Origin of the sequence: Sphingorhabdus sp. 109 (assembly GCF_902506555.1) — a bacterium.
Taxonomy (GTDB): Bacteria; Pseudomonadota; Alphaproteobacteria; order Sphingomonadales; family Sphingomonadaceae; genus Parasphingorhabdus.
Genome location: NZ_LR732707.1, coordinates 1,196,920 through 1,223,635 on the forward strand (window position 1 = coordinate 1,196,920; position 26,716 = coordinate 1,223,635).

The window sequence follows — 26,716 nt, forward strand, 5'->3', positions numbered from 1 at the left end:
AATTGGTGGCGGACGAGGAGACAAGAAATGCGTTTGGACGATCTGGACCCCAGCAAGAATGTTCGCGATCAGGGGCGCGGCGGCGGCCGCAGCTTTGGCGGTGGTGGCGGGGGTGGCGGTCTCGGCCTGCTGCTCAGTTTTCTGCCGATGCTGCTCGGCCGGAAAATGGGCTGCGGCACGATCCTGCTGATCGGCGGCGCGGCGCTGGCCTTCATGTATTTCAGCAGCGGTGGCGTGCAACTGGCCGGCGACACCGGCGCGGGCGGCTTCCAGTCGGAAAGCTCCGGAACCAATGTGGCGTGCGATACGGAGGAAGAACTTTTCGCCTGCCAGGTACTTGCCTCGACAGAACAGACATGGGACAGTTTGTTCCGGCAGCAGGGTCAACGCTATCGTCCGACCACCCTCACATTTTATGATCAGTCCGGCCAGTCCGGCTGCGGCGCAGCGCAGGCGGCCATGGGTCCCTTTTACTGCCCTGCAGACCAGGGCGTCTATCTCGACACCAGCTTTTTCCGCGAAATGTCCACGCGCATGGGAGCCAAGGGCGACTTTGCTCAGGCCTATGTGATCGCGCACGAAGTCGGCCACCACATCCAGAATCTGACTGGTGTCGCCGATCAGGTGCGCAACGCCCAGCGCCGGGCGAGCAAGGCCGAAGGCAATGCTCTACAGGTACGGATGGAGTTGCAGGCCGATTGCTATGCCGGCGTGTGGGCGGCGCAAAATGCCGACCGGATGGAAGCCGGCGACGTCGAGGAAGGGTTGAACGCGGCCCATGCGATTGGCGACGATACGCTGATGCGCGGAGCCGGCCAGCAGCCAGTGGAAAGCATGTTCACCCATGGCAGTTCCGCGCAGCGCATGGCCTGGTTACGCAAGGGTATGGAAACCGGTGATCCGTCTTCGTGTGATACGTTCGCCGCGGGTGCGGTCTAGCAAGGAACGGGCTCCGGCAACACGCCGGAGCTCGCATCTCTCTCAGGCCTTGGCCCGACCCAGGCTGTTCGACCAGTCCAGCCGGCGGGTAACAAACATCACCCCGGCGAGCGCCGCGAAGATCAGCAGCGATCCGATCAGCAGCGAATAGGCCTGCAGGCTGAGCAATATATAGATCGCACCATAGAGACCGGCCAGCAATCCGCCAACCAGACTGGCGCTGCGCCAACTCGACAGGACCGAAGCCGAATAGGCTGTTATCAGCCCGATCGTTGCCGCCGACGCCGCGATGAAAGCGAGCGCGAAACCGATGATTTCGGCGAAAGCCAGCAGCAGCACGAAAAACAGCACCAGCGCCGCCCCGATCAATATATATTGCACCGAGGATATTCGAACGCCGCCGATCAGGTCGAACAGCAGAAAGGCGACAAAGGTGAAGCCAATGATCAGAAAGCCGTATTTGGCCGCCCGGTCAACCTGGCCATAGAGATCAACCGGCTGGATCAGATTGACCGACGCACTTGCCGCCGCGCCGCCGGCAGGTTGATAAAGATCGACACGCGGCTCGCTGTCGGGCGACACCTGCTGTCCGGCTTGCAGGGCAACCAGCGAGCTTCCCAGCGCGAGATTTGTGATCGCATATTTGGCTTCAAAGCCCTCGGCCGTGACTTTGGTTTCTTCCGTTTCGGGCAGAAAGCCGCCGGTAAAACTCGGGTGCGGCCATTTCGACCGGACCGTCCATTCGGTGAGGCCGGCATGCGGCGCGACAGTCAGGCTCTGGTTGCCCTTGAACCTGACGGTGAAATCTGCGGACAGACCGCCGTCCATAAGGCGGCTGGCATCGACCCAGGCGAAGAATCCGCTGTTACCGGTCTCGCCCAATCCCCTGCCCGGTTTCAACGTCAGCTGCTCGCCATTCACCGTAACATTGTTGTCGCCAGCCAGACCGCGGGCATCGGACAATCCGAAGCGCAGTTCGGCGCGGGTAAAATCAATATCAGATGTCGATATACCGTTGCGCTCGAAATCATCCGGCAGTCGGAACCGGGCGGAGCCGGCGATATGGCTGTCATAAACGACGACTTCGTAAATCGCCCGCTTCTTGCTCTGGGTCTTGAGGTCACTGTCCAGAGTGACCGTCTCGGGGGCCAGAAACAGTTCTGCGGTTACTTCATTGCTACGGGTCACGCTCTTGCCATCCTGCTCCACCGTTTCCTGCACTGTAGCTGTATAGGGCAGTACGAGCTTCGGCCCGGCAAACACCTGTTCTCCGCCCCAGCCGGTGACGATGGACTGTTGGGCGGTCTCGCTCTGGCTCTGCCGGTCATAGACCAGCAGCCACGTCGCAAACAAAGGTATCGTCAACAAAAAGCCCATCAGCAGGACAAGCAGGAATTTTGCGCCCGGTGATCGTTCTGCTTTATCGAACTCGTTCCGGCTCTCTGTTTCCTCTGTCATTATCTTCCCTCTCCCACCGCCATAAAGGTAGCTTGCGGCGTGCGCATGATCGTCTAAACTCGCGCGCAAGACCACTCCAATCCTTACGACGAGATGAGGCGCACGTGCGCCCAAGCGAAAGGCCGTTATGAATATTTCGGATTGCCACAATGTGAATGACTTCCGCACACTGGCAAAAAAACGCCTGCCCTTTCCGATATTTGACTATATTGACGGCGCAGCGGACGACGAAGTCACCCGGCGGCGCAACACGATAGCCTATGAGCGTTGCGATCTGGTGCCCAATGTGCTCGCCGGTGTCGAGAATATCGACATGAGCACGACCGTGATGGGGCAAAAGCTGGCGATGCCCTTGTTTCTTTCCCCGACGGCGCTGCAACGCCTGTTCCATTGGCAGGGCGAGCGCGCGGTTGCCCGGGCGGCAGAGAAATTCGGCACCTATTTCGGCATTTCCTCACTGGGCACGGTCAGCATCGAGGAGATTGGCGAAAGCATCAGCACACCGAAAATGTTCCAGCTCTATGTCCACAAGGACAAGGATCTCAACCGGTCGATGGTGGAGCGCTGCAAGGCAGCAAAATTCGATGCGCTGACGCTGACAGTGGACACGATTGTCGGCGGCAATCGCGAGCGCTGCCTGCGATCCGGCTTCACCAGCCCGCCCCGGATCACCCCGACCAGTTTCTGGAGCTATGCCGCGAAACCGGCCTGGGGCCTGAACTACATGTTCCGGGAGAAGTTCGAACTGTCCAACCTGAAAGACCATGTGTCGGAAGGCACGAGCGTGCCCAATTCGGTTGCCGACTATTTCACCAATATGCTCGACCAGTCGCTCGATTGGAAAATGGCCGAAGAAATCGCCAAGGACTGGGGCGGGGAATTCTGCCTGAAGGGTATCATGTCGGTCGCCGACGCAAAGCGCGCGGTCGATATCGGCGCCACCGCGATCATGGTATCCAACCATGGCGGACGGCAACTGGACGGCAGCCGCGCGCCCTTCGACCAGCTGGCCGAGATCTGCGATGCGGTTGGTGACAAGCTTGACGTCATCTGCGATGGTGGCATCACCCGCGGCAGCCATGTGCTGAAAGCACTCAGCGTCGGCGCCAAGGCCTGCTCGGGCGGACGCCTCTATCTCTATGCCCTGGCAGCCGCCGGACAGGCGGGGGTTGAGCGAATCCTCGCTTTGCTGCAGAATGAAATTGAACGCGACATGAAACTAATGGGCGTCACAGCGGTTAATCAGTTGAACCGCGACAATCTGAGATTTCGATAACCGGCGCGGTCAGGGGATTGAAATGAAACATATGAAATTTTTGACGGGCCTGACGCTGGTCATCGGCAGCTTGAGCACAACCGCATTCGCACAGGAAGGCGCGCAGCAGGAATCGACGCTGGAACAGGCGGGAAACAAGGTGACCGAACCGTTCGATGGCAAAGAGGTTCCGCAGAAACTGCTGGATATTCAGGATGCCCCCTATTCGATGAGCGGTCTGCGAAACTGCGCCGCAATCATCGCTGAAGTCCAGGAACTCAACGCCGTGCTCGGCCCCGATGTCAACGAGACGGTCGACAAAAGCCTCGCCAAGAAGCGCGAGGAAACCGCCGCCCGAGTGGCTGGCAGCGCCGTCGGCTCGATCATTCCGTTCGGCGGCATCATCGGCGAGGTAACCGGCGCGAACGCCGAGCGCCGTCGCTACAACAAGGCCGTTTATGCCGGAACCGTGCGGCGCGGATTCCTGAAAGGCGTTGGCCTACAGCGTGGATGCAAGGCACCCGCCCGACCGTAAATCAACCTTGGGGGCAACAAGGGAGACATATCATGGCATCAGCCGGATACAATATGTTAAGCGGAGTGGCGCTGCTGTCGCTGGCCGCCCAGCCATTGCAAGCGGCATCGCCCAATGTGGAACGGCCAATGGTCAACCATGTCGAGGATGCGGTGACCCAGCCAGCCAGGGATGTGAACCTCAAGAAAGACCAGATTCCGCCGCGCTTGCTGAAAATCCAGAAGGCGCCTTATGATCTCACCGGAATTACCGGTTGCCGCACCATCACCACCGAGATTGCCAGCCTGCGTCCGATATTGGGCCCCGACATCAACGAGAAACCGCAGATATCCCGCGCCGAAAAGCGCGAACGCAGCATCAGTCGCGTGGCCGGCGGCATCTTGGGCGGTTTCATTCCCTTTCGTGGCGTCGTGCGTGAAATCACCGGAGCCAATGCCGCGCAGGAGCGATACCGCCAAGCCCTGTCGGCCGGGTTCGCCCGCCGGAGCTTCCTGAAGGGAATGGCCGTCAGCAAGGGGTGCATGCCGCCCCCGTCCGTATCCTAGCGGAACGTATCGATTAAGAACCACAGGGCGATAGCAGCCAGTAACACCGCGAATCCGCGCCGTACCAGCCCTGCATAAGGACCGCTGCTGAGCCAACCATGTGCGCGACCGGCGAGCGTCACGATGCCCAGATGGATCAGCGTGGCAATTGCTACATAGGCGATCGAAAGTTGGGCCGTCTGCAGCGTTACGGAACCCTCGGGGACAATATATACCGGCAGCACCGCGATAAAGAATAGCGCGGCTTTCGGATTGAGCAGATTGATAATCAGCCCGCGACGGAAATGTCTGGCCGCGGTCCCGTTCTTGTGAATCGCGGACGGCGACACGTTCCGCTCACCCGCCCAGGCTTCCCAGGCCAGCCACAACAGAAAGCCCGCACCCGCATAGCGCAATAGGTTGAACAGCAAGGGGGATTGCTGCGCCAGTTGCGCCAGCCCGAAAGCCGATGCAGCCGCGACAATCGCCAGCCCCAGTCCGATCCCCGCCGTCGCCGCAAATCCGGCGCGCCGGCCCTCGCTGGCACTGAGCAACGCCAGCCAGCCCATGTTCGGACCCGGCGTCAGTTCGACCAGTAAGGCGACTAGCAAAAACGAAGGGAGCAAGGGCGCAAGCATCGGGTCGCTTCTATCGCCATTGCCAAGCGGGTGGAAGTCACTGAAGATTTCAGCGGCAATGTTTAACAGTTCCGGCCTGTCATGCCAGCGCAGGCTGACAGCCAAACCAACGGTCGATGAGGGAACAGCCGTTCCCTCATACCCAACTGGTATCAGTCCCAGCCTGCGCTGGGGCGACGCCAGTCAACGGTAGCTTTTCGACCTGGTCCCAGCGATCAATAAACCCGCTTCTTCGGCTTCACATAGGTTGCTTCGTCGGTCAGCGTGTAATCATGCACGGGGCGATAGCTGATTTCGCTCTTGCCGCCCTTGCCGCCCCAGCCTTCGAAAGTGATGACCGTGTGCTTCATCCATTCCTTGTCGTTCCGGTCTTCATAATCCTCGTGCATGTGCGCGCCGCGGCTTTCCTTGCGGTTTGCGGCGGCCTTGATCGTGACCATCGCCTGGCTCATCAGATTGTCGAGCTCGAGCGTTTCGATCAGATCGGTGTTCCAGATCAGCGAGCGGTCGGTGACGCCGATATCTGCAAGCTTGGCATTGACCTTGTCCATCGCGGCAACGCCCTCTTCGAGCAGCTTGTTGTCGCGGAACACGGCGGCATGCGCCTGCATCGTTTTCTGCATTTCGAGGCGCAAATCGGCTGTTGGGATCGAACCCTTGGCGTTGCGGAAATGGTCGAGACGCTGCAACGCCAGATCGGCGCTATCCTTGGGCAGCGGCTTGTGCGACGCGTTGGGGGTCAGCTTTTCCTTCAGCCGCAGACCGGTTGCGCGGCCGAAAACCACCAGATCGATCAGCGAGTTGGAACCGAGACGGTTGGCGCCGTGCACGGATACACAGGCCGCTTCGCCGACGGCGTAGAGCCCTTCGACAATCGCGTCCGGATCATCGGCCGTCGGATTGATCACTTCGCCATGATAGTTACAGGGGATGCCGCCCATGTTGTAATGGACCGTCGGCACCACCGGCAAAGCTTCGCGGGTCAGGTCGACGCCGGCGAAAATCTTGCCGGTTTCGGTGATGCCAGGCAGCCGTTCGGCCAACACTTCCGGCGCGATATGGTCGAGGTGGAGATAGATATGGTCCTTCTCCGGCCCGACACCGCGGCCTTCGCGGATTTCGGTGGCCATGCAGCGCGAAACGACGTCGCGGCTGGCCAGATCCTTGGCGCTTGGCGCGTAGCGTTCCATGAAACGCTCGCCTTCGCTGTTGGTCAGATAACCGCCCTCGCCGCGTGCGCCTTCGGTAATCAGCACGCCCGCGCCGTAAATGCCGGTCGGGTGGAACTGGACGAATTCCATATCCTGCAGAGGCAGACCCGCGCGCAGCACCATGCCGCCACCGTCACCGGTGCAGGTATGGGCAGAGGTCGCGCTGAAATAGCAGCGGCCGGAACCGCCGGTCGCCAGCACCACAGCGTGGCTGCGGAACCGGTGGATCGAACCGTCTTCCATGCAGATTGCAATCACGCCGCGACATTCGCCATCTTCCATGATCAGATCGATGGCGAAATATTCGATGAAGAAATCCGCGTCATATTTCAGGCTCTGCTGGTAGAGCGCGTGCAGCATCGCGTGGCCGGTACGGTCGGCAGCAGCACAGGTACGCTGGACCGGAGGCCCCTCGCCCATATTCTGCATATGGCCGCCGAACGGCCGCTGATAGATCGTGCCGTCTTCGTTGCGCGAGAAAGGCACACCGGCATGTTCCAGCTCGTAAACCGCCTGCGGTGCTTCGCGCACCAGATATTCGATCGCGTCCTGGTCGCCGAGCCAGTCGGAGCCCTTGACCGTGTCATACATATGCCACTGCCAGTGGTCGGGCGTGTTGTTACCCAATGAGGCGGCAATACCGCCCTGCGCCGCAACCGTGTGCGAGCGGGTCGGAAAAACCTTGGTGATGCAGGCCGTTTTCAGGCCCGATTCCGCAGCGCCCATGGTGGCGCGCAGGCCGGAGCCGCCGGCACCGACAACCACAGTGTCATAGCTGTGATCGATAATCTTGTAAGCAGGCTGGGTGGATTGTTCAGTCATTATGCTACCACTCCGGTAAAGGCTATTTTCGCGACCGAGAAAATTCCCAGAGCCGCACCGCCGATGGCGAAAAAGTTGAGGAGGACGATCAGGCCGAATTTGACGCCGTGATCGGGGACATAATCCTCGATCAGCACCTGCAGGCCGAGGCGCAGATGCCAGAAGATGCTGACCAGCATCAGCATCATCGGTACGGCAACCAGCGGCGAAGCCAGCCATTCGACCATCAGGCCATGTTCATAGTTCGGCAGCCGGACGAGCGAAAAGACCAGCCAGAGCAGCAGCAGCAAATTGCTGACCGCGGTCACCCGCTGGACTATCCAGTGATGCGCGCCTTCCTGCGCCGATCCGAGGCCGCGTACCCGGCCGATATTGGTTCCTGAACCCATGATCCGATTCCTGTTCTAAAGAATATTCTTGGAAGCGATGTAGAGCCACATCGCACCGGTGCTGAGGATCGCTGCCAGAGGCACGGCAATCGACCACATTTTATTGCTCTGCAGTTCATAGCCGGCCCCCGCATCGAGCACGAAGTGGCGCAGTCCGCTATACATATGTTCGAAAAAGGCAAAGCTCATGCCGACCAGAACGATATAACCGATATAACCCCAGTTAAACCAGCTGAGGAAATAGTCGTAGCTTTCCGGCCCTGCGGAGATCGCATAAAGCCACCAGACAAGAAGCGGAACGCCAACGAGCGCCATGGCGTCGCCGGTGGCCCTGTGAAGAATGGACACCAGCATATGCGGCCCCCATTTATAAACCTGCAGATGCGGTGAAAGCGGTCTGTTCGATGCTGAACCTGATACGCCGGACATTATATTCCCCTGAACAATATCTCCGGATGATGCCGGAGTCTTTGAAATAGAACCAATCCCTTAGCGAAAAGCGCGTATCATGCAAACCGGATGCGCATGATTTAGACAATTTATTAGTGCAAAATTCTCCCAACCGATTGCAAAGCCTGAAATTCGTATCATCGATGGACGCGGGCGCCCTGTCGTTCTAATCCGTGCGGATGAGCAATAGCAAAACGCATATATTGGTAACCGGCAGCAGCCGCGGCATCGGCAAGGCCATCATCGAATCGTTCGGCAAGGATGATGTGACGGTCGTCGGTCAGAGCACCGCCGGTGGAGATGATCTGGTCGCGGCCGATTTCACGCAGGACGGCTCGGCACCCCTGCTGTGGCAGCAGGCGCTCGACCGGCTTGACGGCCGCATAGACGTGCTGGTCAACAATGCCGGCCTGTTCCAGCCTAACCCGCTTGCCGCCGAAGACTGGCTGGAAAGCTGGGACAGAACGATGACCATCAATCTGACATCATCGGCGGAGTTGTGCCGCCTAGCGGTGCTGCATTTTCGGCAGCGCGGCGAGCCGGGCCGGATCGTCAATATCGCCAGCCGCGCCGCCTATCGCGGCGACAGCCCTGACCACTGGCATTATGCCGCATCGAAAGGCGGCATGGTGGCAATGACCAAGACCATCGCCCGGGCCTATGCGAAAGACGGGATACTGGCTTTCGCCATCTGCCCCGGCTTCACCATGACCGGTATGGCCGAGGATTATCTGGCAAGCCGCGGCGGCGACAAATTGCTCGCCGACATTCCGCTCGGCCGGGTTGCCCAGCCGGAGGAAATCGCATCCATCGCCCGCTATTGCGCGCTCGATGCGCCGCCCAGCATGACCGGCGCCGTACTCGATGCCAATGGCGCGAGTTTTGTCCGATGATCGCCCGCGAACATCTCGACACCGCTCCCATCCCCGGCGGCGATGAACTCCGCCTGTTCCGCCGCGCCCTAAAAGGTGCCGACGAATATTCCATCATGCTGGGTCGCATCGAGCTGATGAACAGCCGGCTCAGCGGATCGGAAGAAGCACTCGCCACCCTCACCTGCGAACGCCTGGCAGTCAAAAACCCGCGCCTGTTGATCGGCGGCTACGGCATGGGCTTTACCCTGCGCGCTGCCTTGTCGGTCTTGCCGCCACAGGCGCATGTCGAACTGGCCGAACTGATTCCGGCCATCGTCCAGTGGGCGCGCGGGCCGATGGCGGATCTCTCGCAAAAATGTCTCGAGGACAGCCGGGTGACCGTCACCATCGGCGATGTCGCAAATGTGATCGGCAAGGCGGAGCGCGACTATGATGCGATTTTGCTCGATGTCGACAATGGTCCGGACGGGCTGACCCATGAAGCCAATGACCGGCTCTACAGCATGGCGGGCCTGGCCACGGCGAAAAAGGCCTTGCGCTCCAATGGCATATTAGCGGTCTGGTCGAGCGAAAGCGACAACCGATTTACAGCGCGCCTGAAAAAATCCGGTTTCGCCGTCGAGGTTAAAACCGTCTCCGCCCGCAGCAACGGCAAGGGCGCAAAACATACGATCTGGCTGGCAGCAAATCGCTAAAGGCGATCTAGAAGCGAATATCAAACGCGACAAAGCTGACCAGACCGGCGATTGCCAGCACCAGGCTGCTTGCAGCCAGCGCCGCCACCGCCGCGCGCCCCTTTTTCCAGCCTGCGGTAAAGCCGGCCACGCCGGTCTTGAACAGCATATTCGCCAGCACCGTCATTGCCAGCACAAAGCCGGCCAGATCCGACATTATCGTTTCCTCCGGCAGCGCCCCCAAAGTGATGATCGCGGCATCGACGTCGAATGATCCCACGATCAGCACCAGATAGGCAATGCCGCTGCTTCCGTATTTTGCCTCGGCCCAGCGCGCCGCCAGCGACATTGCCGCGACGGTCAGCGCAAAGAAGAACGCCGGCAGCAGGCGGATGGGGTTGCGTGTTTCCACGCTCTCATCCGACCGGGCAGCCCCGCTCCGGCGCAGCAGGAGCAAGCCGATGATGGCGGCCACCAGCGCCGCGGGGGCGAGAATCATCGCTAGCGGCACGAAGGCAAAGCGCGCGAGCAGGAAAGTCAGCAACAGCACCCGGATATACATGACCGAGGACGCCAGCGCGATCCCCGCTGACAGGGTGCGACCTGCCGTCTCTTCCCCGCGCAATCGCTGCGCCAGCGACGCGGTCACTGCGGTGGAACTATAGGCGCCGCCAATAACGGCGGTGACCACCGTGCCATGGGCGGCGCCAAATATCCGGTTGGCGACATAGCCGGCAAAGGAAAGACCCGTCACCAATATGACGACAAACCATAGTTGCTGCAGGTTGAAGGCCTCATAAGGTCCGAAATCGCGGTCCGGCAAAAACGGCAGGACGGCGAGCGCGATCAGGGCAAAGCGGATCATCACATTGATGTCGGTCGGCCCCAGCCTGCGCATCAGTCCGTGCAGTTCCGACCGCATCGACAGCAGGCCGGTGACGATTGCCGCCCCGGCCATCGCCAGCGCCGGATAGCCGCTCCCCGCCAGCAGACCAAGACAGAGCGTCAGCAGCGAGACCACGAAATTGGTGATGCTGCGCCCGTCCGGCTCGTGGATGGTCTTGAAATGGCTGAACGACAACATCGCCACCACGCCGGTCAGCAGGATGGCGGCAATGACGAGATTCAGGCTTTGCGAGATCAGCGCGACCAGACCGCCGAGTCCGGCGATCAGGCCAAAAGTGCGAATCCCGGCAACCCGTGCGCCCTTGTTCTCGTCGCGCATCGTCCATCCGCGCTCGACACCGATCAGCAGGCCCGCCGCCAGCGCGATCGCAAGGTCGCGATAAACAAGCCATTCGCCGGAGAATTCCGTCAGCATGGCACGAGCATCGTCCCGTGGTGAAATCCGGGTTTGGTCATCATCATCCAGCCTTAGTGAAAGCCGCCCCGGCATTTGCCCATGCGTAATTACCCGTAGGAAGCGGTCAGATCGCTCCGCAAACCTCTTTGCGCGGTTCAGGCGAGAAATTTGCGCCATGACGTGTTTACCCTCTCACGGCGCTGGCATTGAGCGGCAAGCTCGGCTAACGGCTCCCCATGCTTAATTTCAGCAATATAACCGTGCGCCTCGGCGGCACCGTGATCCTCGACGGCGCAACCGCTTCGCTGCCTCCCGGCGCACGCGTCGGTATGATCGGCCGCAATGGCGCCGGTAAATCGACCCTTATGAAAGTGATCGCGGGCATGCTCGAGCCCGATGACGGCAGCGTCGACATGCCCAAAGACGCGCGCATGGGCTATATCGCCCAGGAAGCGCCGGCCGGACAGGCCAGTCCACTTGATACCGTACTGGCCGCCGATACCGAACGTGCGGCGCTGCTGGAAGAATCCGAAACCGCGACCGACCCGCACCGGATCGGCGAGATCCACGAGCGGCTGAACATGATCGACGCGCATAGCGCTCCGGCCCGCGCCGCGAAAATCCTGATCGGTCTCGGCTTTGACGAAGCCGCGCAACAGCAGCCGATGGACAGTTTTTCCGGTGGCTGGCGGATGCGCGTGGCGCTCGCCGCTCTGCTCTTCTCGCAACCGGAATTGCTGCTGCTCGACGAACCGTCGAACCACCTCGATCTCGAAGCGACCATGTGGCTGGAGAATTTCCTGACTAGCTATCAGGCGACAATCCTGGTCATCAGCCACGAGCGCGATCTGCTGAACAATGTGGTCGACCATATCCTGCATCTGCAGCATGGCACCACCACTCTCTATCCCGGCGGCTATGACGCATTTGAGAAGCAGCGGGCGGAACGGCAGGCGCAGCAGGCCTCCGCGCGCGAAAAGCAGATCGCCCAGCGCGAAAAGCTGGAATCCTTCGTCTCCCGATGGGGTGCCAAGGCGCATAGCGCCAAACAGGCGCAGAGCCGGGTCAAGGCGCTCGCTCGCATGGAACCGATTGCCGCCGCGATCGACGATCCGTCGCTAAGCTTTCACTTCCCGAGCCCGGCAGAACTGAAACCGCCGTTGATTACGCTGGACGACGCCGCCGTCGGCTATGGCGACAATATCATCCTTTCCGATCTCAACATGAGGCTCGATCCCGACGACCGGACCGCGCTGCTCGGGCGGAACGGCAACGGCAAGACCACGCTCGCCCGGTTGCTCGCCAGCCAGCTCGAACCGAAAAAGGGGGCGATCAACAAGTCGGGCAAGTTGACTGTTGGCTATTTCACCCAATATCAGGTCGAGGAACTGGATACGTCGGACACGCCGCTGGAACATATGACCCGGCTGATGAAAGACGCCAAGCCGGGGGCCGTTCGGGCACAATTGGGACGTTTCGGCTTTTCTGGCGACAAGGCGACGATCAAGGTCGGCAAGCTGTCCGGCGGCGAGCGCGCCCGGCTGGCGCTCGCCATGATCACCCGCGACGCGCCGCACCTGCTGATCCTCGATGAACCAACAAACCATCTCGACGTCGATGCGCGCGAAGCCCTGGTGCACGCGCTTAACGAATATAGCGGCGCCGTCATATTGGTCAGCCATGACCGCCATATGCTCGAACTGACCGCCGACCGGCTGGTCATGGTCGACAGCGGCAAGGCGAAAGAATTTGCCGGATCGCTCAAGGATTATACCGATTTCGTCCTTGGCAAGAACCAACCGGCAACCGCGGGCGGCAAGACCAGCGGCGGCAACCGCAAGGAAGAACGGCGCGCGGCCGCGGAACGGCGCAAGCAGCAGACCGAATTACGCAAAACGATAGCCGCCGCCGACAAGGAAATGAAAATCCTGGCCGAGGAAATCTCCGCCATCGACCGCGCGATGTTTGATCCGGCAAGTGCAGCAGCGAAACTTGCCGATCTGTCGATGACCGAGTTGATGAAGCTGCGCGCCGACAGTCAGGACAAGCTCGATGCGGCCGAAACCCGGTGGATAGAAGCCAGCGACAGACTCGAACAGGAAAATGCCCATGCCTGACCGGCGCATCTCTGGCGGGCCCTCTACTGACGGGATCGTCCGTTGAGCGAGACGTGGAAAGTCTCGATTCCCTGCACCCGCGCCGAGGCCCGGACGCTGGCGGCGGACAATCTGTTCATTTCCTCCAGCGATTCAACGCCCACTATCGTCACCAGCGAGACCGATCCCAAGCGTCCCGACGAATGGATGATTGACGTCTATTGCGAGGAAAAACCAGATGCGGAGATGGTTGGAAATCTTTTGCTATTGTCACCCTCTGCCAAACGGGCCGGTTTCCAGCCAGCGGTCGAAATGCTCGGCGACGAGGACTGGGTGACGCTCAGCCAGCAGGGGCTTGAACCATTGCGTGCCGGGCGGTTTCATGTGCACACGTCTAGCGACCAGCCATCCGCCAATCCCAAGCTGACCAATATCTGCATCGACGCCGGGCAAGCCTTTGGCACCGGCCATCATGAAACCACGATGGGCTGCCTGCAAAGCCTCGACCGGTTGCGGCGCACCGGCCACCGGTTTCGCAATATTGCTGATGTCGGCACCGGCACCGGCCTGCTCGCCTTTGCCGCGCACCATCTCTGGCGCGACGCGAAGATCATCGCCAGCGATATCGATCCGGTTGCAGTCATGGTCACCGGCGAAAATGCGCGCCAGAATGCAATCACGCTGGGCAATGGCCGCAGCCAGATCCGGCTGGTCCAGAGCAATGGCCTCGATCATCCGGCGCTCCGGCAGCGCGCACCGTTCGACCTGATCATTGCCAATATTCTCGCCGGTCCGCTGGTCGCCCTCGCCCCGCAAATCGCCGCCGCATCAGGTGCCGGGACGGTGCTGCTGCTCGCCGGCCTGCTGAGCCGGCAGAAGGCCGAAGTGGTCCGCGCCTATATCCGCGAAGGATTTCGCCTGAAACATTCCCGGTTGGACAACGAATGGCCCTGCCTGACTCTGGTCAAAGCGAAAAAATATGGCTGGACCCGCAAACCCCACCGCAAAAAGTCCCCGCTGGCATCGGATTATTTCGGGGAATGTTAGTGCTCCGCACCTGATGCGGAGCTCTGTCGGCACCTCACCATCACGCGGGCCGGGCTCCGTATCAAGTACGGAGCACACGCATAATCAAACGACCGTAGCCTCACCCGCTTGCGACCGGGCATAGTCCTGCGTCCCTTCGGTCAGCACCACATCACCCTCGACAATCTCGGCAATCCTGATGTCCGGAAGGTCGGCAATCCTGTCGTAGAGCGGCTTGAAATCCGTCTCCACTGTCACCCTGAGCAGCTCGTCGAGGCTGGGGATGACGAAATAATTCTGCTGGTAATCATCGATTCTATACTCGGTCCGCAAGACCCGTTCGAGATCGAACAGGATCCGGTTGGGGCTGGGATCATCCAGCGCAAAGACGCTCTCGCCATAGCTGGAGACAATGCCCGCGCCATAGATGCGCAGACCTTCGGCCTCCTGGATCAGTCCGAATTCCACGGTATACCAGTAGAGCCGCGCCAACTGTTTCAATGTGCCGAATTTGAGCGCCCTGAGCCCGCCGCGGCCATAGGCCGCCATATAGTCACCAAATCGCTGGTCCGCGAGCATCGGCACATGGCCGAAGACATCGTGGAAAATATCCGGTTCCTGCAGATAGTCGAGCTGGTCGCGCCGCCGGATGAAATTACCGGACACGAAGCGCCTATTGGCGAGATGGTTGAAGAACACATCGTCGGGCACCAGACCGGGCACCGCCACAACCTGCCAGCCCGTGGCATCCATCAGGATCCGGTTGAGCTCTTCGAAATCGGGAATACCGGGCCGCGACAGCTTCAAGATATCGATGCCGTCGAGAAACGCTTGCGCCGCCCGGCCCGGCAGCATTTTCTGCTGGCGGGCGAAGAGAATATCCCAGGTCTCGTGGTCTTCCGCCGAATAGCGTTGCCAGTCTTGGTCTATCGTCCAGTCGGCATTTGCGTGCGCTGGCGGCTTGTCATAGACATGGGTTTCGGTTTCGGGGGTATCGAGCATGGCCGCATCCTACAGCAGAAAAGGTTTCGATGGCAACTACAGCGCTTAAATGGTTGAAACGCATGGTGGTTGCACTGGTCGCGATCCTTTCCGCCTATCTGCTTGCGGCGCTGGCCGGTAGCCTGCTGCCCGCCAATCAGCACTGGCAAAGCCCCGAAGACGGCATCGAACTGTTCATCGAAACCAATGGCCTGCACAGCGGCATCGTCATGCCGATCTGGAGCGATGTCTATGACTGGACGCCTCTGGTCCGGCCCGAGCATCTCGCCGACCCGTCATATTATGGCAGCCACATTTTGGTCGGCTGGGGGCATGAAGGCGTCTATCGCAACACCCGGCAATGGAGCGACCTGCGCGCAAGCGACGCGATCAGCGCGATAATTGGCAGCGACGATGTACTTGTCCACGTCTACCACCTGAAATATCCACAGGCTTATCCCTATTACCGCCGCCCCCTGAAAGTCAGCGCGGCAGAATATCGCAAAATCGCGACGGCAATCGAAGCGCGATTCACTCTGGACGAACAGTATCGCCCCCGACCAACACCCGGCTATGGTCGGGACGACCTGTTCTACGCTGCAAAAGGCCATTACAGCGCCTTCTACACCTGCAACAGCTGGACAAGCGACATCCTGCAGCAGGCCGGCATCCGCACCGGGCGCTGGACGCCTTTTCAGGGCGGTGTGATGCGCTGGTTTCCGGAGGGAATGGATTGAATTTGCAGCGTCGCCCTCGTTGAACGGCCGCCATCGTGAAAACCGGTCCTTCGACAAGCTTAGGACGCCCGGGTGCGGAGAGATGTCGCCAAAAGCGGTCCGACAGAGACCGTTCGGGAAAACCCTGTCGAACCACAACTCGCTACTGATCCCTATCAACAACCCGAAAACGAGCCCTAGCGCCCGCACATATCAAGCAATGCGGCACGGTCCTGTATCGTGATAACGCCATAGCCCGGCTCGATCATTCCCGCTGCTTCCAGCTTCGTCACCGCCTTGCCCAGCGACACCCGTGATACCCCGACCAGATCGGCCATATCCTGCTGCGTCACCCTCACCTCCGGCTGATCACCGGAAAGTTGCAACAACGCTTGCGCCAGCCGTTGCGGCACCGACAGCTTGCGACTGAATTCGATCAGATCAAAGGATTCCTGCACGGTCAGCGCCATCGTCTTGAGCAACAGGCGCGTAACCGCCGCATCGGCGTCCATCAGACTCTGCAGTTCGCTGTCGCCGATCCGGATCAGGCTGCAGTGGCTTCCGGCAATCGCATCCACCGTCCGCGGGAATTCCCCGAGAAAGGCCAGCTCGCCGAATGTTTCACCGGCGCCGAGCAGCGCGAAAAGGGTCAGCCGCCCATCCCGTCCGTAACGACCGATCTGTACCGCGCCGCTTTCGATATACCAGAATTCCCGGGCCTTGTCGCCGCGTTGCTGGATGATCTGCCCCTTGGCGAACCGCCGTGGCTGGCCGCGCGCAAGCAGATCCTGGCGAAGGCCGTCGGGCAAGGCCATGACAAAGCCGGTACCGGCAACCGGCGCCGCTCCGCTCATGGGATTCTCCGATAATGATAACTAGTTTGCATTTATAAAGATCTACATCGGCTACCCACGCTCCGCAAGCAATCCTCTGGGAGAGACATGATGCGGCCCGAACTATTGGCAATCACCGGTATATTCCTCGTCTTCGGACTGCTGGAATTTTTCCGCACCCGGCTTTTCAGCAAGCCCGAACAGACCCGCGACGACGCGCTGGTCGAGATTATCGGCTCTTTCGTGTTGCTGGTGATCACCCAGCCCGGCATCATTCTCGCCGCCCAGTTCATCCTCGGCACTGTCGCGCCGCAATGGCAGGGCGCGCTGGCCGGCATTCCGCTGATCGCCGCGATCGCGCTGTTTCTGGTGTTCGACGACATGATGCAATATTTCTGGCACCGCCTGTCGCACAGCGTGCCCTTTCTCTACAATCTGCACCGCTCGCACCATAATGCGCGCTATATGAGCGTCCGCCTCGTCTACCGGAACAATATCTTCTATTATCTGACCATGCCGAGCATCTGGTTTTCCGGCGCGCTGATCTATCTCGGTCTCGGCTGGGTCTATGTCGGTTATATCATCGTCAAAATGGCAGTGATCGTCGGCGCGCACAGCGATGTCGCCTGGGACGCGCCGCTCTACAGGATCAAATGGCTGTCCCCGGTCATGTGGCTTGTGGAGCGCACCATCTCGACGCCCGCGACCCACCACGCCCATCACGGCCGCCACAAAAGCGACGGCGTGACCCATTACAAGGGCAATTTCGGGAATCTGCTGTTCTTTTGGGACGTCCTGTTCGGCACCGCCCATATCACACGCCGCTATCCCGACAGCTATGGCGTGGAAAATCTCGCACCAGCCACTTTGGGCCAGCAACTGGCCTGGCCGATCTTTCCGGAAAACAAGGAAGGCGGCCACGGTGTAAAGGAACTGGCGGCGGTCGAAGCGATTGCGAATGTTTGAAAAGCTTGGGAGAGAGGTGGGGCGGTCGCCGGCCATGTCCCAGCGGCCGCCCGACTTCCCACCTATGGTCGCTACGCGCCCACCTGGCCGCTGCAACGCAGGGCCAGGCCATAGTCTTCAAGCCAGTCGGCGTCTGTGGGCAACAGATATTGCAGGGCTTCGGGCAACAAGCCGTGCAGCATATTGGCATGGGCCAATTCTGTGCGCCGGTCTGCAAAGCATAGGTTAGAGCCTGCTTCGGAGACAAAGCGAAGAACGCCCTCCTCGGTCGCCCCGCCTTCATCCGCAAGCGAAAGAAACAAAGCTGGTCGATCCTGCTTCTCCATGCCGGCCAGACGATGCGAGAGGCTCTGGTTGTCCCATTGCAGGCTGGGCGATAGGGCTGCATAGCCATCGAACAACTGGGGCGTTATAGCCCATGTTTCAGCCACAAAATGGCCGGCAGCGCTTTCGCCCGCCAGAAAGGCGCGACCGTCATCCCGATAGCGATCTCTGATCAGGGGCAGAACCGTTCCAGACAACCACGCTCTAAAGTCTGCGCTTTCTCCCGCTGTCGGATAGCGGCCTTGCTCTTCTCCGGATTTTGTCGGCGGCAGCAATTCCCGCTGCCGGTCAACCGTTTCGACGCCGACGAAGATCACCGGTGCGCTGCGCCGCCAGAGCTGGTTCCAGCGCTCTATGCCCAGGGTCAGGTAAAAATCCTGCCGCACCCCGCCATCCAGCATGATCAATATCGGATAAGTCTGGTCGCTCTCGTCATAATCGGCCGGCAGCACGACATTCAGACGTCGTTTGGCCCCGTGGGTCGAGACCAGATAGGAGGTGCCGATAGTCAGCGGTTCGGACGTGACGCTATCCTGCGCCTGCGAAGGTGAAAGACCAAATATAAAAAGCGCCATGGCTATCGCTGGAAATTTCAATATCTATCCCTTTCAACCATCGCTACAGGCAGCGCGCGCAACGATCTACTCTGCCGCCGCTACAATCTCCGCCCAGGCCGCCTCGTCAATCACTTCAATCCCAAGCTCTGCCGCTTTCTTGGCTTTCGACCCCGCCCCCGGCCCCGCAACCACCAGATCGGTTTTCGCGCTGACCGACCCCGAAGCCTTGGCGCCCAGAGCCTCGGCCTGCGCCTTGGCTTCGTCGCGGCTCATGGTTTCCAGCTTGCCGGTGAAGACCACGGTCTTGCCGGCCACCGCGCTGTCGCGGGTTTCGACAATATAGTCCGGCGGAGACACCTCGCTCAGCAGATCTTCCCAGACCGTGACATTATGCGGTTCGTGGAAGAAATCCGCCAGCGCCTGTGCGACCGTCGGGCCGACGCCGTCGATCGAGGTGATTTCCGCCCAGGCCGCATCACCGGCTTCGGTTCCGGTCGTCTCGCTCGCAGCCTCTCCGTTCGTGTCGAGCGAAGTCGAGACACCCGCAGTTCCGCCATCCCGGTCTCTCGACTGCGCTCGAGACGAACGGTATTTCTCCGATTCCTGCGCAGCCTCAGCTACCTCCCGCAAACGCGGCAGGGTCCGGAAATTCTTCAACAGATCCTTCGCCGTCACCGTGCCGATATGGCGGATTCCCAGTCCGAACAGCAGACGGGCCGCGTCGGGTGCGCGCTTCTTTTCCACAGCCGCCAACAGATTATCCACAGACTTGTCCTGCCAGCCTTCGCGCGCCAATATTTCGGCGCGATGCTCATGCAGGCGGAAAATATCGGCCGGGCTTTCGAGCCAGCCCGCCTCGATAAATTCGGCGATGCTCTTTTCGCCCAGCCCGTCGATATCCAGCGCCACCCGCGAAACAAAATGGACCAGTCGCTGGAAGCGCTGCGCCGGGCAGATCAGCCCGCCGGTGCAGCGGACATCGACCTCGCCCTCCTCGGCGACGGCTTCGCTGCCGCATTTTGGGCAGTGATCCGGGAAATCATAGGGCTCGCGTTCCTCGTCGCGGGTCAGATTCTCGACCACTTGCGGGATCACGTCCCCGGCCCGCTGGATCACCACCCGGTCACCCGGACGCACGCCAAGCCGTTCGACCTCGTCGCGGTTGTGCAGCGTCACGTTGGAAACCACCACGCCACCCACGGTTACGGCCTTCAGACGCCCCACCGGAGTCAGCTTGCCGGTACGCCCGACCTGGATATCAATACTCTCCAGCGTCGTCTGCGCCTGCTCGGCCGGGAATTTATGCGCCAAGGCCCAGCGCGGCGCCTTGGCGACAAAGCCGAGCCGCTGCTGCCAGTCGAGCCGGTCAACCTTGTAGACCACGCCATCGATATCATAAGGCAGGTCCGCCCGCTCCGCCTCGATATGCCGATAATGGGCCAGCATGTCGTCGAGCGATTCAAAGCGCCTGACCAGCGGTGAAACCGGCACGCCCCAGCTTTCGATCGCGTTCATGACCTCAAACGCCGTGTCGCCCGGCACTTCGCTGTGCACACCCCAGCCATGCGCCCAGAATTTTAGCGGGCGCTTCGCCGTAATATTCGCGTCTTTCTGCCGCAGCGACCCGGCGGCGGCATTACGCGGATTGGCGAACTGGCGGATTTTTTCCGGATCGAAATCAACCCCCTTGGCCTCGGCATCGGCCCTGCCTTCGTCCATCAGCCGCTCGTTGAGCCCGGCAAAATCGGCCTTGGCCATGTAGACCTCGCCACGGATTTCGAACAGGTCTGGGACGGGATGGGAAGCGTGCTCCTGCGAAGGCAGGAGCCCATCGCCCGCTCGCGCCCCGGCCGCACCCTCGGGAGATGTATCCCCGCCTTCGCGGGGATACAACCGCTCCGGAATATCCGAAATCATCCGCACATTGGCGGTCACATCCTCGCCAACCTGCCCGTCGCCGCGCGTCGCGGCCAGCACGAGTTCGCCCTTCTCGTAGCGCAACGAACAGGACAGCCCGTCAATCTTGTCCTCCGCCGTCACCGCCACCGGCGCGCCCTCGTCCAGATTCAAGAACCGTCGCACCCGGGCCAGCCATTCGGCAATATCCGCGTCGGAAAAACCGTTATCGAGGCTCATCATACGCTGTTCGTGCTTCACCTTGGACAAGGGCGAAGCCGCCACCGCCGCGCCGACCAGCTTGTTCGGACTGTCCTCCCGCACCAGATGCGGAAACGCCTGTTCCAGTTCGTTGTTCCGCCGCACCAGCGCATCATAATCCGCGTCGGAAATCTCCGGCGTGTCTTCGGCGTGATAGAGCTTGTTATGATGCGCAATCTTGCGCGCCAGACGCATCAGTTCGTTGGCGGCATCGGCTTCGGAGATTGATTCTGACATAGGCCATTCTTCTGCCAGAGTTGTGAAACTCCTGCCAGCACTCTATTATATCCCGAGCTTGTATTTCTGGGGAGGGGGTACCGGACAATGATTGACCGCAAACTGAAAGCCGTTTTTACATTTCTGCTGGGCGTGATGGCGCTGCTATATGTCACCCAGAATATCGTCAATCTCGAACAGGCCTATGGCGCTTTCGCCTATGTCACGGGACTGGCCGACCACGCTGCTTATCCGCAAAACCTGCTGCCCGCACTGACGCCGCCGTTGAGCAATATACTGGCCTGGATCATATTCGTCGGAGAAGGTGCGACCGGGTTGCTCCTGCTTTTCGGTAGTTTTCGACTATGGTCGGCGTGCAAGGGCGAGGCATCTGAATTTCAGGCTGCCAAGGATATTGCCAAGCTTGGATGTGCCACGGCGATAGTGGTCTGGTTTGGTCTGTTTACGGTATTGGGCGGCGCGGGATATCAAATGTGGCAAACGGAGATAGGAAGCGGATCGCTGATCGACGCATTCACCTTCTGGGCGTTCGCATTTGGTTTGTTGATTTATCTGAATCAGGCGGAGACGATTTGAAAACTGTTTGGCATACAGCGCAAATTTGATCGCGGCCCATCTACACTCAAACCCCCTCCAGCAACCGATCCGCCTGCGCCCGCGCCTCATCCGTTACATCCGCGCCCGAAAGCATCCGCGCAATCTCCTGCCGCCGCCCTTCATCGTCCAGCGCCCGGACATCGGTGCGCGAGACGGTGCCGCTGCGCGACTTGTTGATCAGCATATGGGCGTCGCCCTTGGACGCGACCTGCGGGCTGTGGGTGACGACGAGCAACTGCGCGCCGCTCGACAGGCGCGACAGGCGGTCGCCTATGGCCGAGGCCACAGCGCCGCCGACGCCGCGGTCGACTTCGTCAAAAATGATCGTTTTCAGACCATATTCTTCCGCCAACGCCACTTTCAGGGCAAGAATGAACCGCGAAAGTTCACCACCCGACGCAATTTTGCCCAGCGGCGCCAACGGCGCTCCGGGATTGGTCGAGATCAGAAACTCGATCCGGTCCATTCCGCTTTTATTCCAATGCTCTTCAGGCATTTCTTCAAGTAAAGTCTCAAATCTGGCGGCATCCAGCTTGAGCGGCGCCAATTCTCCGGCCACCGCCCTGTCCAGCGCTCTCGCCGCCTTCGCCCGCTTTGCCCGCAAATCTTCCGCCGCTGCAATGTAGGATTTTCTGGCACCGGCCAAAGATGCTTCCAATTCTTCCAGTGACCGCCCGCCATCGCTGATCGCCGCCAGCCTGTTCTGCAGCTCATCGAGCAGGTCCGAAAGCTTGTCCGGCTCCACCCGATGCTTGCGCGCCAGTCCTCTCAGATCGAACAGGCGGGTCTCCATATCGTCGAGTCGCTGCGGGTCGAAACTCAGCGCATCGGCCGCTGCGTTGAGCTTGTCCTCGGCATCGGTCGCGTCGATGATCGCCCGGTCGAGCGACTCCAGCGCCTCTTTCAGCAGCGCGTGATCCTCGGCAATCATGTCGAGCCGCCGCGCCGCCGATCGCAGCGAGGCAAGCCCGCCGTTGGAGCCGTCAAAAGCGGCGCGAATCGCCTCCAGATCGCCGGTCAGTTTCTCGCCCTTCATCATCGTTGCCCGTTCGAGCGCGAGCTCCTGCTCCTCGCCCGGTTGTGGCGCGAACTTGGACAGTTCGGCCACGCTATGCTCGAGATAATCGCAGTCGTTTTCTGCTGATTCCTGTTCTCGCTTCGCCCGCTCCAGCGCTGTTTTCGCATCTTGCCATGCATCGAAGGCAGAGGCCACCGCCGCACCCTCGACCCCGGCGAAAATGTCGAGCAGGGCCCGGTGTCCCTTGGGATTGATCAGGCCCCGGTCATCATGCTGGCCGTGGATTTCGATCAACTGGCTGCCCACGGCTCGCAGCAGGCTTGCCGAGCAGGGCTGGTCGTTGATGAAGGCGCGGCTACCACCGTCGGCCTTGACCGATCGCTTGATGATCAGCGGTTCGCCGGGCTCGATGTCGATATCATTTTCGGCCAGGGTCGCGGCCAGTCTACTGCCCGCGGCTGGTGGTTCAAAACTGGCCGTAACCTGGGCTTTTTCCGTGCCCTGCCGGACCAGTCCGCTGTCCGCCCGATTGCCAAGCGCCAAGCCGAGGCTGTCGAGCAGGATCGACTTGCCGGCGCCGGTTTCGCCGGTCAGCACGGTCAGGCCCGATCCGAACTCCAGATCAAGCGCCTCAATCAGCACGATATCGCGAATGGAAAGGGACTGCAGCACAGATCCCTCTTAAAACAGGTTCAGCCTAGCTGCAACGCATTGCAGCGCCACAGGCTTTTAAGTCGCACCATGTTTGTTAACCAGATCATAAGCGCGCTCATACCATTTGCTGCCCGGATAGTTGGCCCCCAGAACAGCAGCGGTTTTCTTCGCTTCCACCGGAATACCGAGCGCCAGATAGGATTCAGTCAGCCGCATCAGCGCTTCCGGCGCATGGGTGGTGGTGTCATATTTCTCGATCACCGTGCGGAAACGGATCGTGGCGGCCAGCCATTTGCCACGACGCTGGTAAAAGCGGCCGATTTCCATTTCCTTGCCGGCAAGATGATCGTTGACCAGATCGATTTTCAGCTTGGCATCGGCGGCATAGCGCGAATTGGGATAGCGACGGGCAACCTCTCCGAGCGTCGCCAGCGCCTGTTCGGTGATCTTCTGGTCGCGCGTCACATCGCCGATCTGCTCATAATAGCAGAGCGCGATCAGATAATAAGCATAAGGTGCATCCTTGTTGCCCGGATGGATCGACAGAAAGCGGCGCGCCGATTCAGTGGCCTTGTTATAGTCGCCCGACAGATAATAGCTGAACGCGCTCATCTGTTGCGCACGGCGGGCCCAGGGCGAATAGGGATGCTGGCGCTCAACTTCGTCGAACAAAGCGGCGGCAATCTTGTACTCGCCGCGATCAAGCCTTGATTTTGCAGCGCTGTACAGCGTGTTGACATCGCGGGCGACATATCGGGTGTCTGTTCCGCTACCCCCGCCACCGCCAAACATGGCGCAACCGGAGAGAAGCGAGGCGGAGAGACCCAGAGCGGCCCATTTGATAATGTGTTTTGTCATATGCCAGACCTCTTAACCGCTTGTTTTCATCCAGCCAAGAATAAAGCAAAAAAACCGCCGGGCTGGAGTGCCCGTCCCTGTCTTCTTGCAGCTTTACCAGACATTAATCAGGCGGCCGGGCCGAAAATATTCCGTATGCAAAAAGGGCCCGGATTGCTCCGGGCCCCTATTGTTTCGGTCGGTCGAAAATCTAGTCTTCGGTGATCGAGGACGGCAAAGGAATATCACCGCCACCTTCGTTCTTCGGGCCATCATTGTTCCGGCCCCGTCCACCGCCATCACGACCACGTCCGCGACCGCCACCGCCATCACGACGCGGGCCGCGTGGTTTGTTTTCGCGAGGAGGACGCGTGTCTTCCAGTTCTTCGCCGGTTTCCTGGTCAACAACCCGCATCGACAGGCGAACCTTGCCGCGCTGGTCGATTTCGAGAACCTTGACCTTGACTTCCTGGCCTTCGCTCAGTTCGTCGGAGACCTTCTCGACACGCTCGTTCTTGATTTCGGAAACGTGGACAAGACCGTCCTTGCCACCCATGAAATTGACGAACGCACCAAAGTCGACCAGATTTACGACCTTGCCGTCATAGATTTTGCCGACTTCGGCTTCTTCCACAATGCCCTTGATCCATGCGATAGCCGCATCGATCTGGGACTTGTCGGATGAGGAGACCTTGATCAGGCCTTCGTCGTCGATGTCGACCTTCGCGCCGGTTTCGGCAACGATTTCGCGGATGACCTTGCCGCCCGTACCGATAACGTCACGGATCTTTTCCTTGTTGATCTGCAGCGTTTCGATGCGCGGAGCATGTTCGGACATTTCGGTACGAACCGAAGACAGCGCCTTGCTCATTTCACCGAGGATATGCGCGCGGCCGCCGCTGGCCTGTTCCAGAGCAGACTTCATGATTTCCTGCGTGATGCCGGCTACCTTGATGTCCATCTGCAAGGAGGTGATACCCTTTTCGGTACCCGCAACCTTGAAGTCCATGTCGCCGAGATGATCTTCGTCGCCGAGAATGTCGGAAAGAACCGCGAATTCTTCGCCTTCGAGGATCAGGCCCATGGCAATACCGGAAACCGGACGCGCCAGAGGCACACCGGCATCCATCATCGCCAGCGAACCGCCACAGACGGTCGCCATCGAGGAGGACCCGTTGGACTCGGTGATGTCCGAGAGAACGCGGATCGTGTACGGAAATTCTTCCACTGTCGGCAATACCGGACGAAGCGCGCGGAATGCGAGCTTGCCGTGACCGGTTTCACGGCGGCTGGTGAATCCGAAACGGCCCACTTCACCGACCGAATAAGGCGGGAAGTTATAGTGCAGCATGAAGTTGGTATAGCTCAGACCGTCGAGACCGTCGATCATCTGCTCGGCATCCTTGGTGCCCAGGGTCGTGGTGACGATTGCCTGCGTTTCACCGCGGGTAAACAGCGCCGAACCGTGGGTTCGTGGCAACAGGCCAACCATGGCTTCGATCGGGCGAACCTGATCGAGCTTGCGGCCGTCGATACGGGTGCCGTCCTTGATGATGGCACCGCGAACGATTTCAGCTTCCAGCTTCTTGACCATCTTGCCGGCGGTCATCTGAGTCTGTCCGTCTGCGTCGGCGTATTTTTCCTTGGCTTTTTCGCGAACCGCGTTCAGCGCGTCGCTACGCTCTGACTTGTCGGTTTTCTTGTAAGCCGCAGCAATATCGTCTCCGACCAGCTTGCGAAGCTCTTCCTTGATTTCGCTATTGTCGTCACCGGCGTCGAGCTTCCAGGGCTCTTTCGCAGCCTGTTCAGCCAGATCGATGATCAGGCCTGCAACCTGCTTGGACGCTTCGTGGGCGAACTGGACAGCGCCGAGCATGACTTCCTCGGAAAGTTCCTGCGCTTCCGATTCCACCATCATCACCGCGCCATGCGTCGCCGCAACCACGAGGTCGAGTTCGCCTTCGGCGACTTCTTCCATCGACGGGTTCAGCTGATATTCGCCTTCCTTGTAACCGACGCGCGCCGCACCGATCGGGCCCATGAACGGAACGCCGGAAATGGTCAGCGCAGCAGAGGCTGCAACCATCGCGAGAATGTCGGGCTCGTTGACACCGTCATAGCTCATCACCTGGCAGATAACGTTGATTTCGTTGTAGAAACCTTCGGGGAACAGCGGACGGCAAGGACGGTCAATCAAACGCGATGTCAGCGTTTCTTTTTCCGTCGCACGGCCTTCGCGCTTGAAGAAACCGCCCGGGATACGACCGGCGGCTGAGAATTTTTCCTGATAATGAACGGTCAGCGGGAAGAAATCCTGCCCTTCGCGCACCGATTTGGCGGCGGTAACTGCGCACAGCACAACCGTTTCGCCGAGAGTCGCGAGCACCGCGCCATCGGCCTGACGGGCAATACGGCCCGTTTCGAGGGTGAGGGTCTGTCCGCCCCACTCCATTTCAACTTTCTTTACATCAAACATTCGTATTTTCCTTTGTCCCGCCTGCCCTATGCAGTGCGGGGGCTTTCATGTGTCCAGCAATCCGGCTGAACAGCGGTTCGGGGTCATTATACCCCGCTCGAAGGGCATCGCCGCCTTATTGCCGCAATACCCAATGCAAAAACGGCCCCCGTCTGGGAGCCGCTTTCG

The 26,716-nt window shown here is 60.1% G+C and carries 24 protein-coding genes; 11 read left to right on the forward strand and 13 right to left on the reverse strand.

Annotated elements, in window-relative coordinates:
* The first annotated feature begins 27 nt into the window (after window positions 1-27).
* Window positions 28-939 carry a KPN_02809 family neutral zinc metallopeptidase gene (ypfJ, locus tag BOSE62_RS05755; protein ID WP_159643183.1) on the forward strand — a complete coding sequence of 304 codons (912 nt, stop codon included), beginning with the start codon at window positions 28-30 and terminating at the stop codon, window positions 937-939.
* A gap of 42 nt (window positions 940-981) precedes the next feature.
* On the opposite strand, the gene creD is transcribed toward ypfJ, so the two are convergent.
* Window positions 982-2,397 (reverse strand): cell envelope integrity protein CreD, encoded by a 1,416-nt coding sequence (creD, locus tag BOSE62_RS05760; protein ID WP_159643185.1) that lies wholly within the window; start codon window positions 2,395-2,397, stop codon window positions 982-984.
* 127 nt (window positions 2,398-2,524) lie between these two features.
* Here creD and BOSE62_RS05765 point away from each other — a divergent pair, with 127 nt between their 5' ends.
* The 3 genes from BOSE62_RS05765 to BOSE62_RS05775 are packed head-to-tail and all read left to right on the forward strand — an operon-like array spanning window position 2,525 to window position 4,732.
* Window positions 2,525-3,673 carry an alpha-hydroxy acid oxidase gene (locus tag BOSE62_RS05765; protein WP_159643187.1) on the forward strand — a complete coding sequence of 383 codons (1,149 nt, stop codon included), beginning with the start codon at window positions 2,525-2,527 and terminating at the stop codon, window positions 3,671-3,673.
* A gap of 31 nt (window positions 3,674-3,704) precedes the next feature.
* Entirely contained in the window at window positions 3,705-4,187 is a 483-nt protein-coding gene (locus tag BOSE62_RS05770) for a hypothetical protein (protein ID WP_159643189.1), read from the forward strand.
* Window positions 4,188-4,219: 32 nt separating this feature from the next.
* Complete coding sequence (locus BOSE62_RS05775) at window positions 4,220-4,732, forward strand: hypothetical protein (protein WP_159643191.1); 513 nt, start codon at window positions 4,220-4,222, stop codon at window positions 4,730-4,732.
* On the opposite strand, the gene BOSE62_RS05780 is transcribed toward BOSE62_RS05775, so the two are convergent.
* The 4 genes from BOSE62_RS05780 to sdhC all read right to left on the reverse strand — a co-directional run bounded on the left by BOSE62_RS05780 (window position 4,729) and on the right by sdhC (window position 8,200).
* Window positions 4,729-5,349 carry a LysE family translocator gene (locus tag BOSE62_RS05780; RefSeq protein WP_159643193.1) on the reverse strand — a complete coding sequence of 207 codons (621 nt, stop codon included), beginning with the start codon at window positions 5,347-5,349 and terminating at the stop codon, window positions 4,729-4,731. The two genes, BOSE62_RS05775 and BOSE62_RS05780, sit on opposite strands and share 4 nt — an antisense overlap.
* 215 nt (window positions 5,350-5,564) lie before the next feature.
* A complete protein-coding gene (gene sdhA / locus BOSE62_RS05785) occupies window positions 5,565-7,382 on the reverse strand; it encodes a succinate dehydrogenase flavoprotein subunit (RefSeq protein ID WP_159643195.1) in 1,818 nt (605 codons plus the stop codon).
* Window positions 7,382-7,771, reverse strand: a complete 390-nt coding sequence (gene sdhD, locus BOSE62_RS05790; protein WP_159643197.1) for a succinate dehydrogenase, hydrophobic membrane anchor protein — start codon at window positions 7,769-7,771, stop codon at window positions 7,382-7,384. The genes sdhA and sdhD overlap by 1 nt, the downstream gene beginning before the upstream one ends.
* A 15-nt stretch (window positions 7,772-7,786) precedes the next feature.
* A complete protein-coding gene (sdhC, locus tag BOSE62_RS05795; RefSeq protein ID WP_159643199.1) occupies window positions 7,787-8,200 on the reverse strand; it encodes a succinate dehydrogenase, cytochrome b556 subunit in 414 nt (137 codons plus the stop codon).
* Between the two features lie 200 nt (window positions 8,201-8,400).
* Between sdhC and BOSE62_RS05800 the strand changes: the two genes are divergently transcribed.
* The gene (locus tag BOSE62_RS05800; RefSeq protein WP_159643201.1) at window positions 8,401-9,114 is read left to right on the forward strand and encodes an SDR family NAD(P)-dependent oxidoreductase; all 714 of its coding nucleotides are present in this window, start codon (window positions 8,401-8,403) and stop codon (window positions 9,112-9,114) included.
* On the forward strand, window positions 9,111-9,791 hold the full coding sequence (locus tag BOSE62_RS05805; RefSeq protein WP_159643203.1) for a spermidine synthase: 681 nt from the start codon (window positions 9,111-9,113) through the stop codon (window positions 9,789-9,791). The genes BOSE62_RS05800 and BOSE62_RS05805 overlap by 4 nt, the downstream gene beginning before the upstream one ends.
* Window positions 9,792-9,798: 7 nt before the next feature.
* Here BOSE62_RS05805 and BOSE62_RS05810 read toward each other — a convergent pair whose 3' ends face one another.
* Window positions 9,799-11,091 carry an MgtC/SapB family protein gene (locus BOSE62_RS05810; RefSeq protein ID WP_159643205.1) on the reverse strand — a complete coding sequence of 431 codons (1,293 nt, stop codon included), beginning with the start codon at window positions 11,089-11,091 and terminating at the stop codon, window positions 9,799-9,801.
* Window positions 11,092-11,309: 218 nt separating this feature from the next.
* Between BOSE62_RS05810 and BOSE62_RS05815 the strand changes: the two genes are divergently transcribed.
* Window positions 11,310-13,190 (forward strand): ABC-F family ATP-binding cassette domain-containing protein, encoded by a 1,881-nt coding sequence (locus BOSE62_RS05815; RefSeq protein ID WP_159643207.1) that lies wholly within the window; start codon window positions 11,310-11,312, stop codon window positions 13,188-13,190.
* A 42-nt stretch (window positions 13,191-13,232) separates the two neighbouring features.
* Entirely contained in the window at window positions 13,233-14,216 is a 984-nt protein-coding gene (locus BOSE62_RS05820; RefSeq protein WP_159643209.1) for a 50S ribosomal protein L11 methyltransferase, read from the forward strand.
* 84 nt (window positions 14,217-14,300) lie between these two features.
* Here BOSE62_RS05820 and phhA read toward each other — a convergent pair whose 3' ends face one another.
* The gene (gene phhA / locus BOSE62_RS05825; RefSeq protein ID WP_159643211.1) at window positions 14,301-15,197 is read right to left on the reverse strand and encodes a phenylalanine 4-monooxygenase; all 897 of its coding nucleotides are present in this window, start codon (window positions 15,195-15,197) and stop codon (window positions 14,301-14,303) included.
* A 29-nt stretch (window positions 15,198-15,226) separates the two neighbouring features.
* Between phhA and BOSE62_RS05830 the strand changes: the two genes are divergently transcribed.
* Complete coding sequence (locus BOSE62_RS05830) at window positions 15,227-15,913, forward strand: TIGR02117 family protein (RefSeq protein ID WP_159643213.1); 687 nt, start codon at window positions 15,227-15,229, stop codon at window positions 15,911-15,913.
* A gap of 176 nt (window positions 15,914-16,089) precedes the next feature.
* Here BOSE62_RS05830 and BOSE62_RS05835 read toward each other — a convergent pair whose 3' ends face one another.
* Complete coding sequence (locus BOSE62_RS05835; protein WP_159643215.1) at window positions 16,090-16,746, reverse strand: Crp/Fnr family transcriptional regulator; 657 nt, start codon at window positions 16,744-16,746, stop codon at window positions 16,090-16,092.
* An 87-nt stretch (window positions 16,747-16,833) separates the two neighbouring features.
* Between BOSE62_RS05835 and BOSE62_RS05840 the strand changes: the two genes are divergently transcribed.
* Window positions 16,834-17,691: a sterol desaturase family protein gene (locus BOSE62_RS05840; protein ID WP_236553861.1), complete on the forward strand. Its 858-nt coding sequence runs from the start codon at window positions 16,834-16,836 to the stop codon at window positions 17,689-17,691.
* Between the two features lie 71 nt (window positions 17,692-17,762).
* Here BOSE62_RS05840 and BOSE62_RS05845 read toward each other — a convergent pair whose 3' ends face one another.
* Entirely contained in the window at window positions 17,763-18,590 is an 828-nt protein-coding gene (locus BOSE62_RS05845) for an alpha/beta hydrolase (RefSeq protein WP_159643217.1), read from the reverse strand.
* A 66-nt stretch (window positions 18,591-18,656) separates the two neighbouring features.
* Window positions 18,657-20,966: an NAD-dependent DNA ligase LigA gene (ligA, locus tag BOSE62_RS05850; RefSeq protein WP_159643219.1), complete on the reverse strand. Its 2,310-nt coding sequence runs from the start codon at window positions 20,964-20,966 to the stop codon at window positions 18,657-18,659.
* 87 nt (window positions 20,967-21,053) lie between these two features.
* Here ligA and BOSE62_RS05855 point away from each other — a divergent pair, with 87 nt between their 5' ends.
* On the forward strand, window positions 21,054-21,542 hold the full coding sequence (locus tag BOSE62_RS05855; RefSeq protein ID WP_159643221.1) for a DUF2165 family protein: 489 nt from the start codon (window positions 21,054-21,056) through the stop codon (window positions 21,540-21,542).
* Between the two features lie 46 nt (window positions 21,543-21,588).
* Here BOSE62_RS05855 and recN read toward each other — a convergent pair whose 3' ends face one another.
* From recN to pnp, 3 genes are all read right to left on the reverse strand, one after another.
* Window positions 21,589-23,253 (reverse strand): DNA repair protein RecN, encoded by a 1,665-nt coding sequence (gene recN, locus BOSE62_RS05860; protein WP_159643223.1) that lies wholly within the window; start codon window positions 23,251-23,253, stop codon window positions 21,589-21,591.
* A gap of 57 nt (window positions 23,254-23,310) precedes the next feature.
* Window positions 23,311-24,093, reverse strand: coding sequence for an outer membrane protein assembly factor BamD (locus BOSE62_RS05865; protein ID WP_159643225.1), 783 nt, complete (start codon window positions 24,091-24,093; stop codon window positions 23,311-23,313).
* A gap of 190 nt (window positions 24,094-24,283) precedes the next feature.
* Window positions 24,284-26,548 (reverse strand): polyribonucleotide nucleotidyltransferase, encoded by a 2,265-nt coding sequence (pnp, locus tag BOSE62_RS05870; RefSeq protein WP_159643227.1) that lies wholly within the window; start codon window positions 26,546-26,548, stop codon window positions 24,284-24,286.
* Between the last annotated feature and the right edge of the window lie 168 nt (window positions 26,549-26,716).

Coding starts and splice junctions, on each gene's coding strand:
- sdhD (WP_159643197.1), bottom strand. CDS start 7,771: ATGGGTTCAGGAACCAATATCGGCCGGGTACGCGGCCTCGGATCGGCG.
- sdhA (WP_159643195.1), bottom strand. CDS start 7,382: ATGACTGAACAATCCACCCAGCCTGCTTACAAGATTATCGATCACAGC.
- BOSE62_RS05840 (WP_236553861.1), top strand. CDS start 16,834: ATGATGCGGCCCGAACTATTGGCAATCACCGGTATATTCCTCGTCTTC.
- BOSE62_RS05865 (WP_159643225.1), bottom strand. CDS start 24,093: ATGACAAAACACATTATCAAATGGGCCGCTCTGGGTCTCTCCGCCTCG.
- BOSE62_RS05765 (WP_159643187.1), top strand. CDS start 2,525: ATGAATATTTCGGATTGCCACAATGTGAATGACTTCCGCACACTGGCA.
- ypfJ (WP_159643183.1), top strand. CDS start 28: ATGCGTTTGGACGATCTGGACCCCAGCAAGAATGTTCGCGATCAGGGG.
- sdhC (WP_159643199.1), bottom strand. CDS start 8,200: ATGTCCGGCGTATCAGGTTCAGCATCGAACAGACCGCTTTCACCGCAT.
- BOSE62_RS05815 (WP_159643207.1), top strand. CDS start 11,310: ATGCTTAATTTCAGCAATATAACCGTGCGCCTCGGCGGCACCGTGATC.
- BOSE62_RS05810 (WP_159643205.1), bottom strand. CDS start 11,091: ATGCTGACGGAATTCTCCGGCGAATGGCTTGTTTATCGCGACCTTGCG.
- BOSE62_RS05845 (WP_159643217.1), bottom strand. CDS start 18,590: ATGGCGCTTTTTATATTTGGTCTTTCACCTTCGCAGGCGCAGGATAGC.
- ligA (WP_159643219.1), bottom strand. CDS start 20,966: ATGTCAGAATCAATCTCCGAAGCCGATGCCGCCAACGAACTGATGCGT.
- creD (WP_159643185.1), bottom strand. CDS start 2,397: ATGACAGAGGAAACAGAGAGCCGGAACGAGTTCGATAAAGCAGAACGA.
- BOSE62_RS05800 (WP_159643201.1), top strand. CDS start 8,401: ATGAGCAATAGCAAAACGCATATATTGGTAACCGGCAGCAGCCGCGGC.
- phhA (WP_159643211.1), bottom strand. CDS start 15,197: ATGCTCGATACCCCCGAAACCGAAACCCATGTCTATGACAAGCCGCCA.
- pnp (WP_159643227.1), bottom strand. CDS start 26,548: ATGTTTGATGTAAAGAAAGTTGAAATGGAGTGGGGCGGACAGACCCTC.
- BOSE62_RS05770 (WP_159643189.1), top strand. CDS start 3,705: ATGAAATTTTTGACGGGCCTGACGCTGGTCATCGGCAGCTTGAGCACA.
- BOSE62_RS05780 (WP_159643193.1), bottom strand. CDS start 5,349: ATGCTTGCGCCCTTGCTCCCTTCGTTTTTGCTAGTCGCCTTACTGGTC.
- BOSE62_RS05830 (WP_159643213.1), top strand. CDS start 15,227: ATGGCAACTACAGCGCTTAAATGGTTGAAACGCATGGTGGTTGCACTG.
- BOSE62_RS05835 (WP_159643215.1), bottom strand. CDS start 16,746: ATGAGCGGAGCGGCGCCGGTTGCCGGTACCGGCTTTGTCATGGCCTTG.
- BOSE62_RS05775 (WP_159643191.1), top strand. CDS start 4,220: ATGGCATCAGCCGGATACAATATGTTAAGCGGAGTGGCGCTGCTGTCG.
- BOSE62_RS05855 (WP_159643221.1), top strand. CDS start 21,054: ATGATTGACCGCAAACTGAAAGCCGTTTTTACATTTCTGCTGGGCGTG.
- BOSE62_RS05805 (WP_159643203.1), top strand. CDS start 9,111: ATGATCGCCCGCGAACATCTCGACACCGCTCCCATCCCCGGCGGCGAT.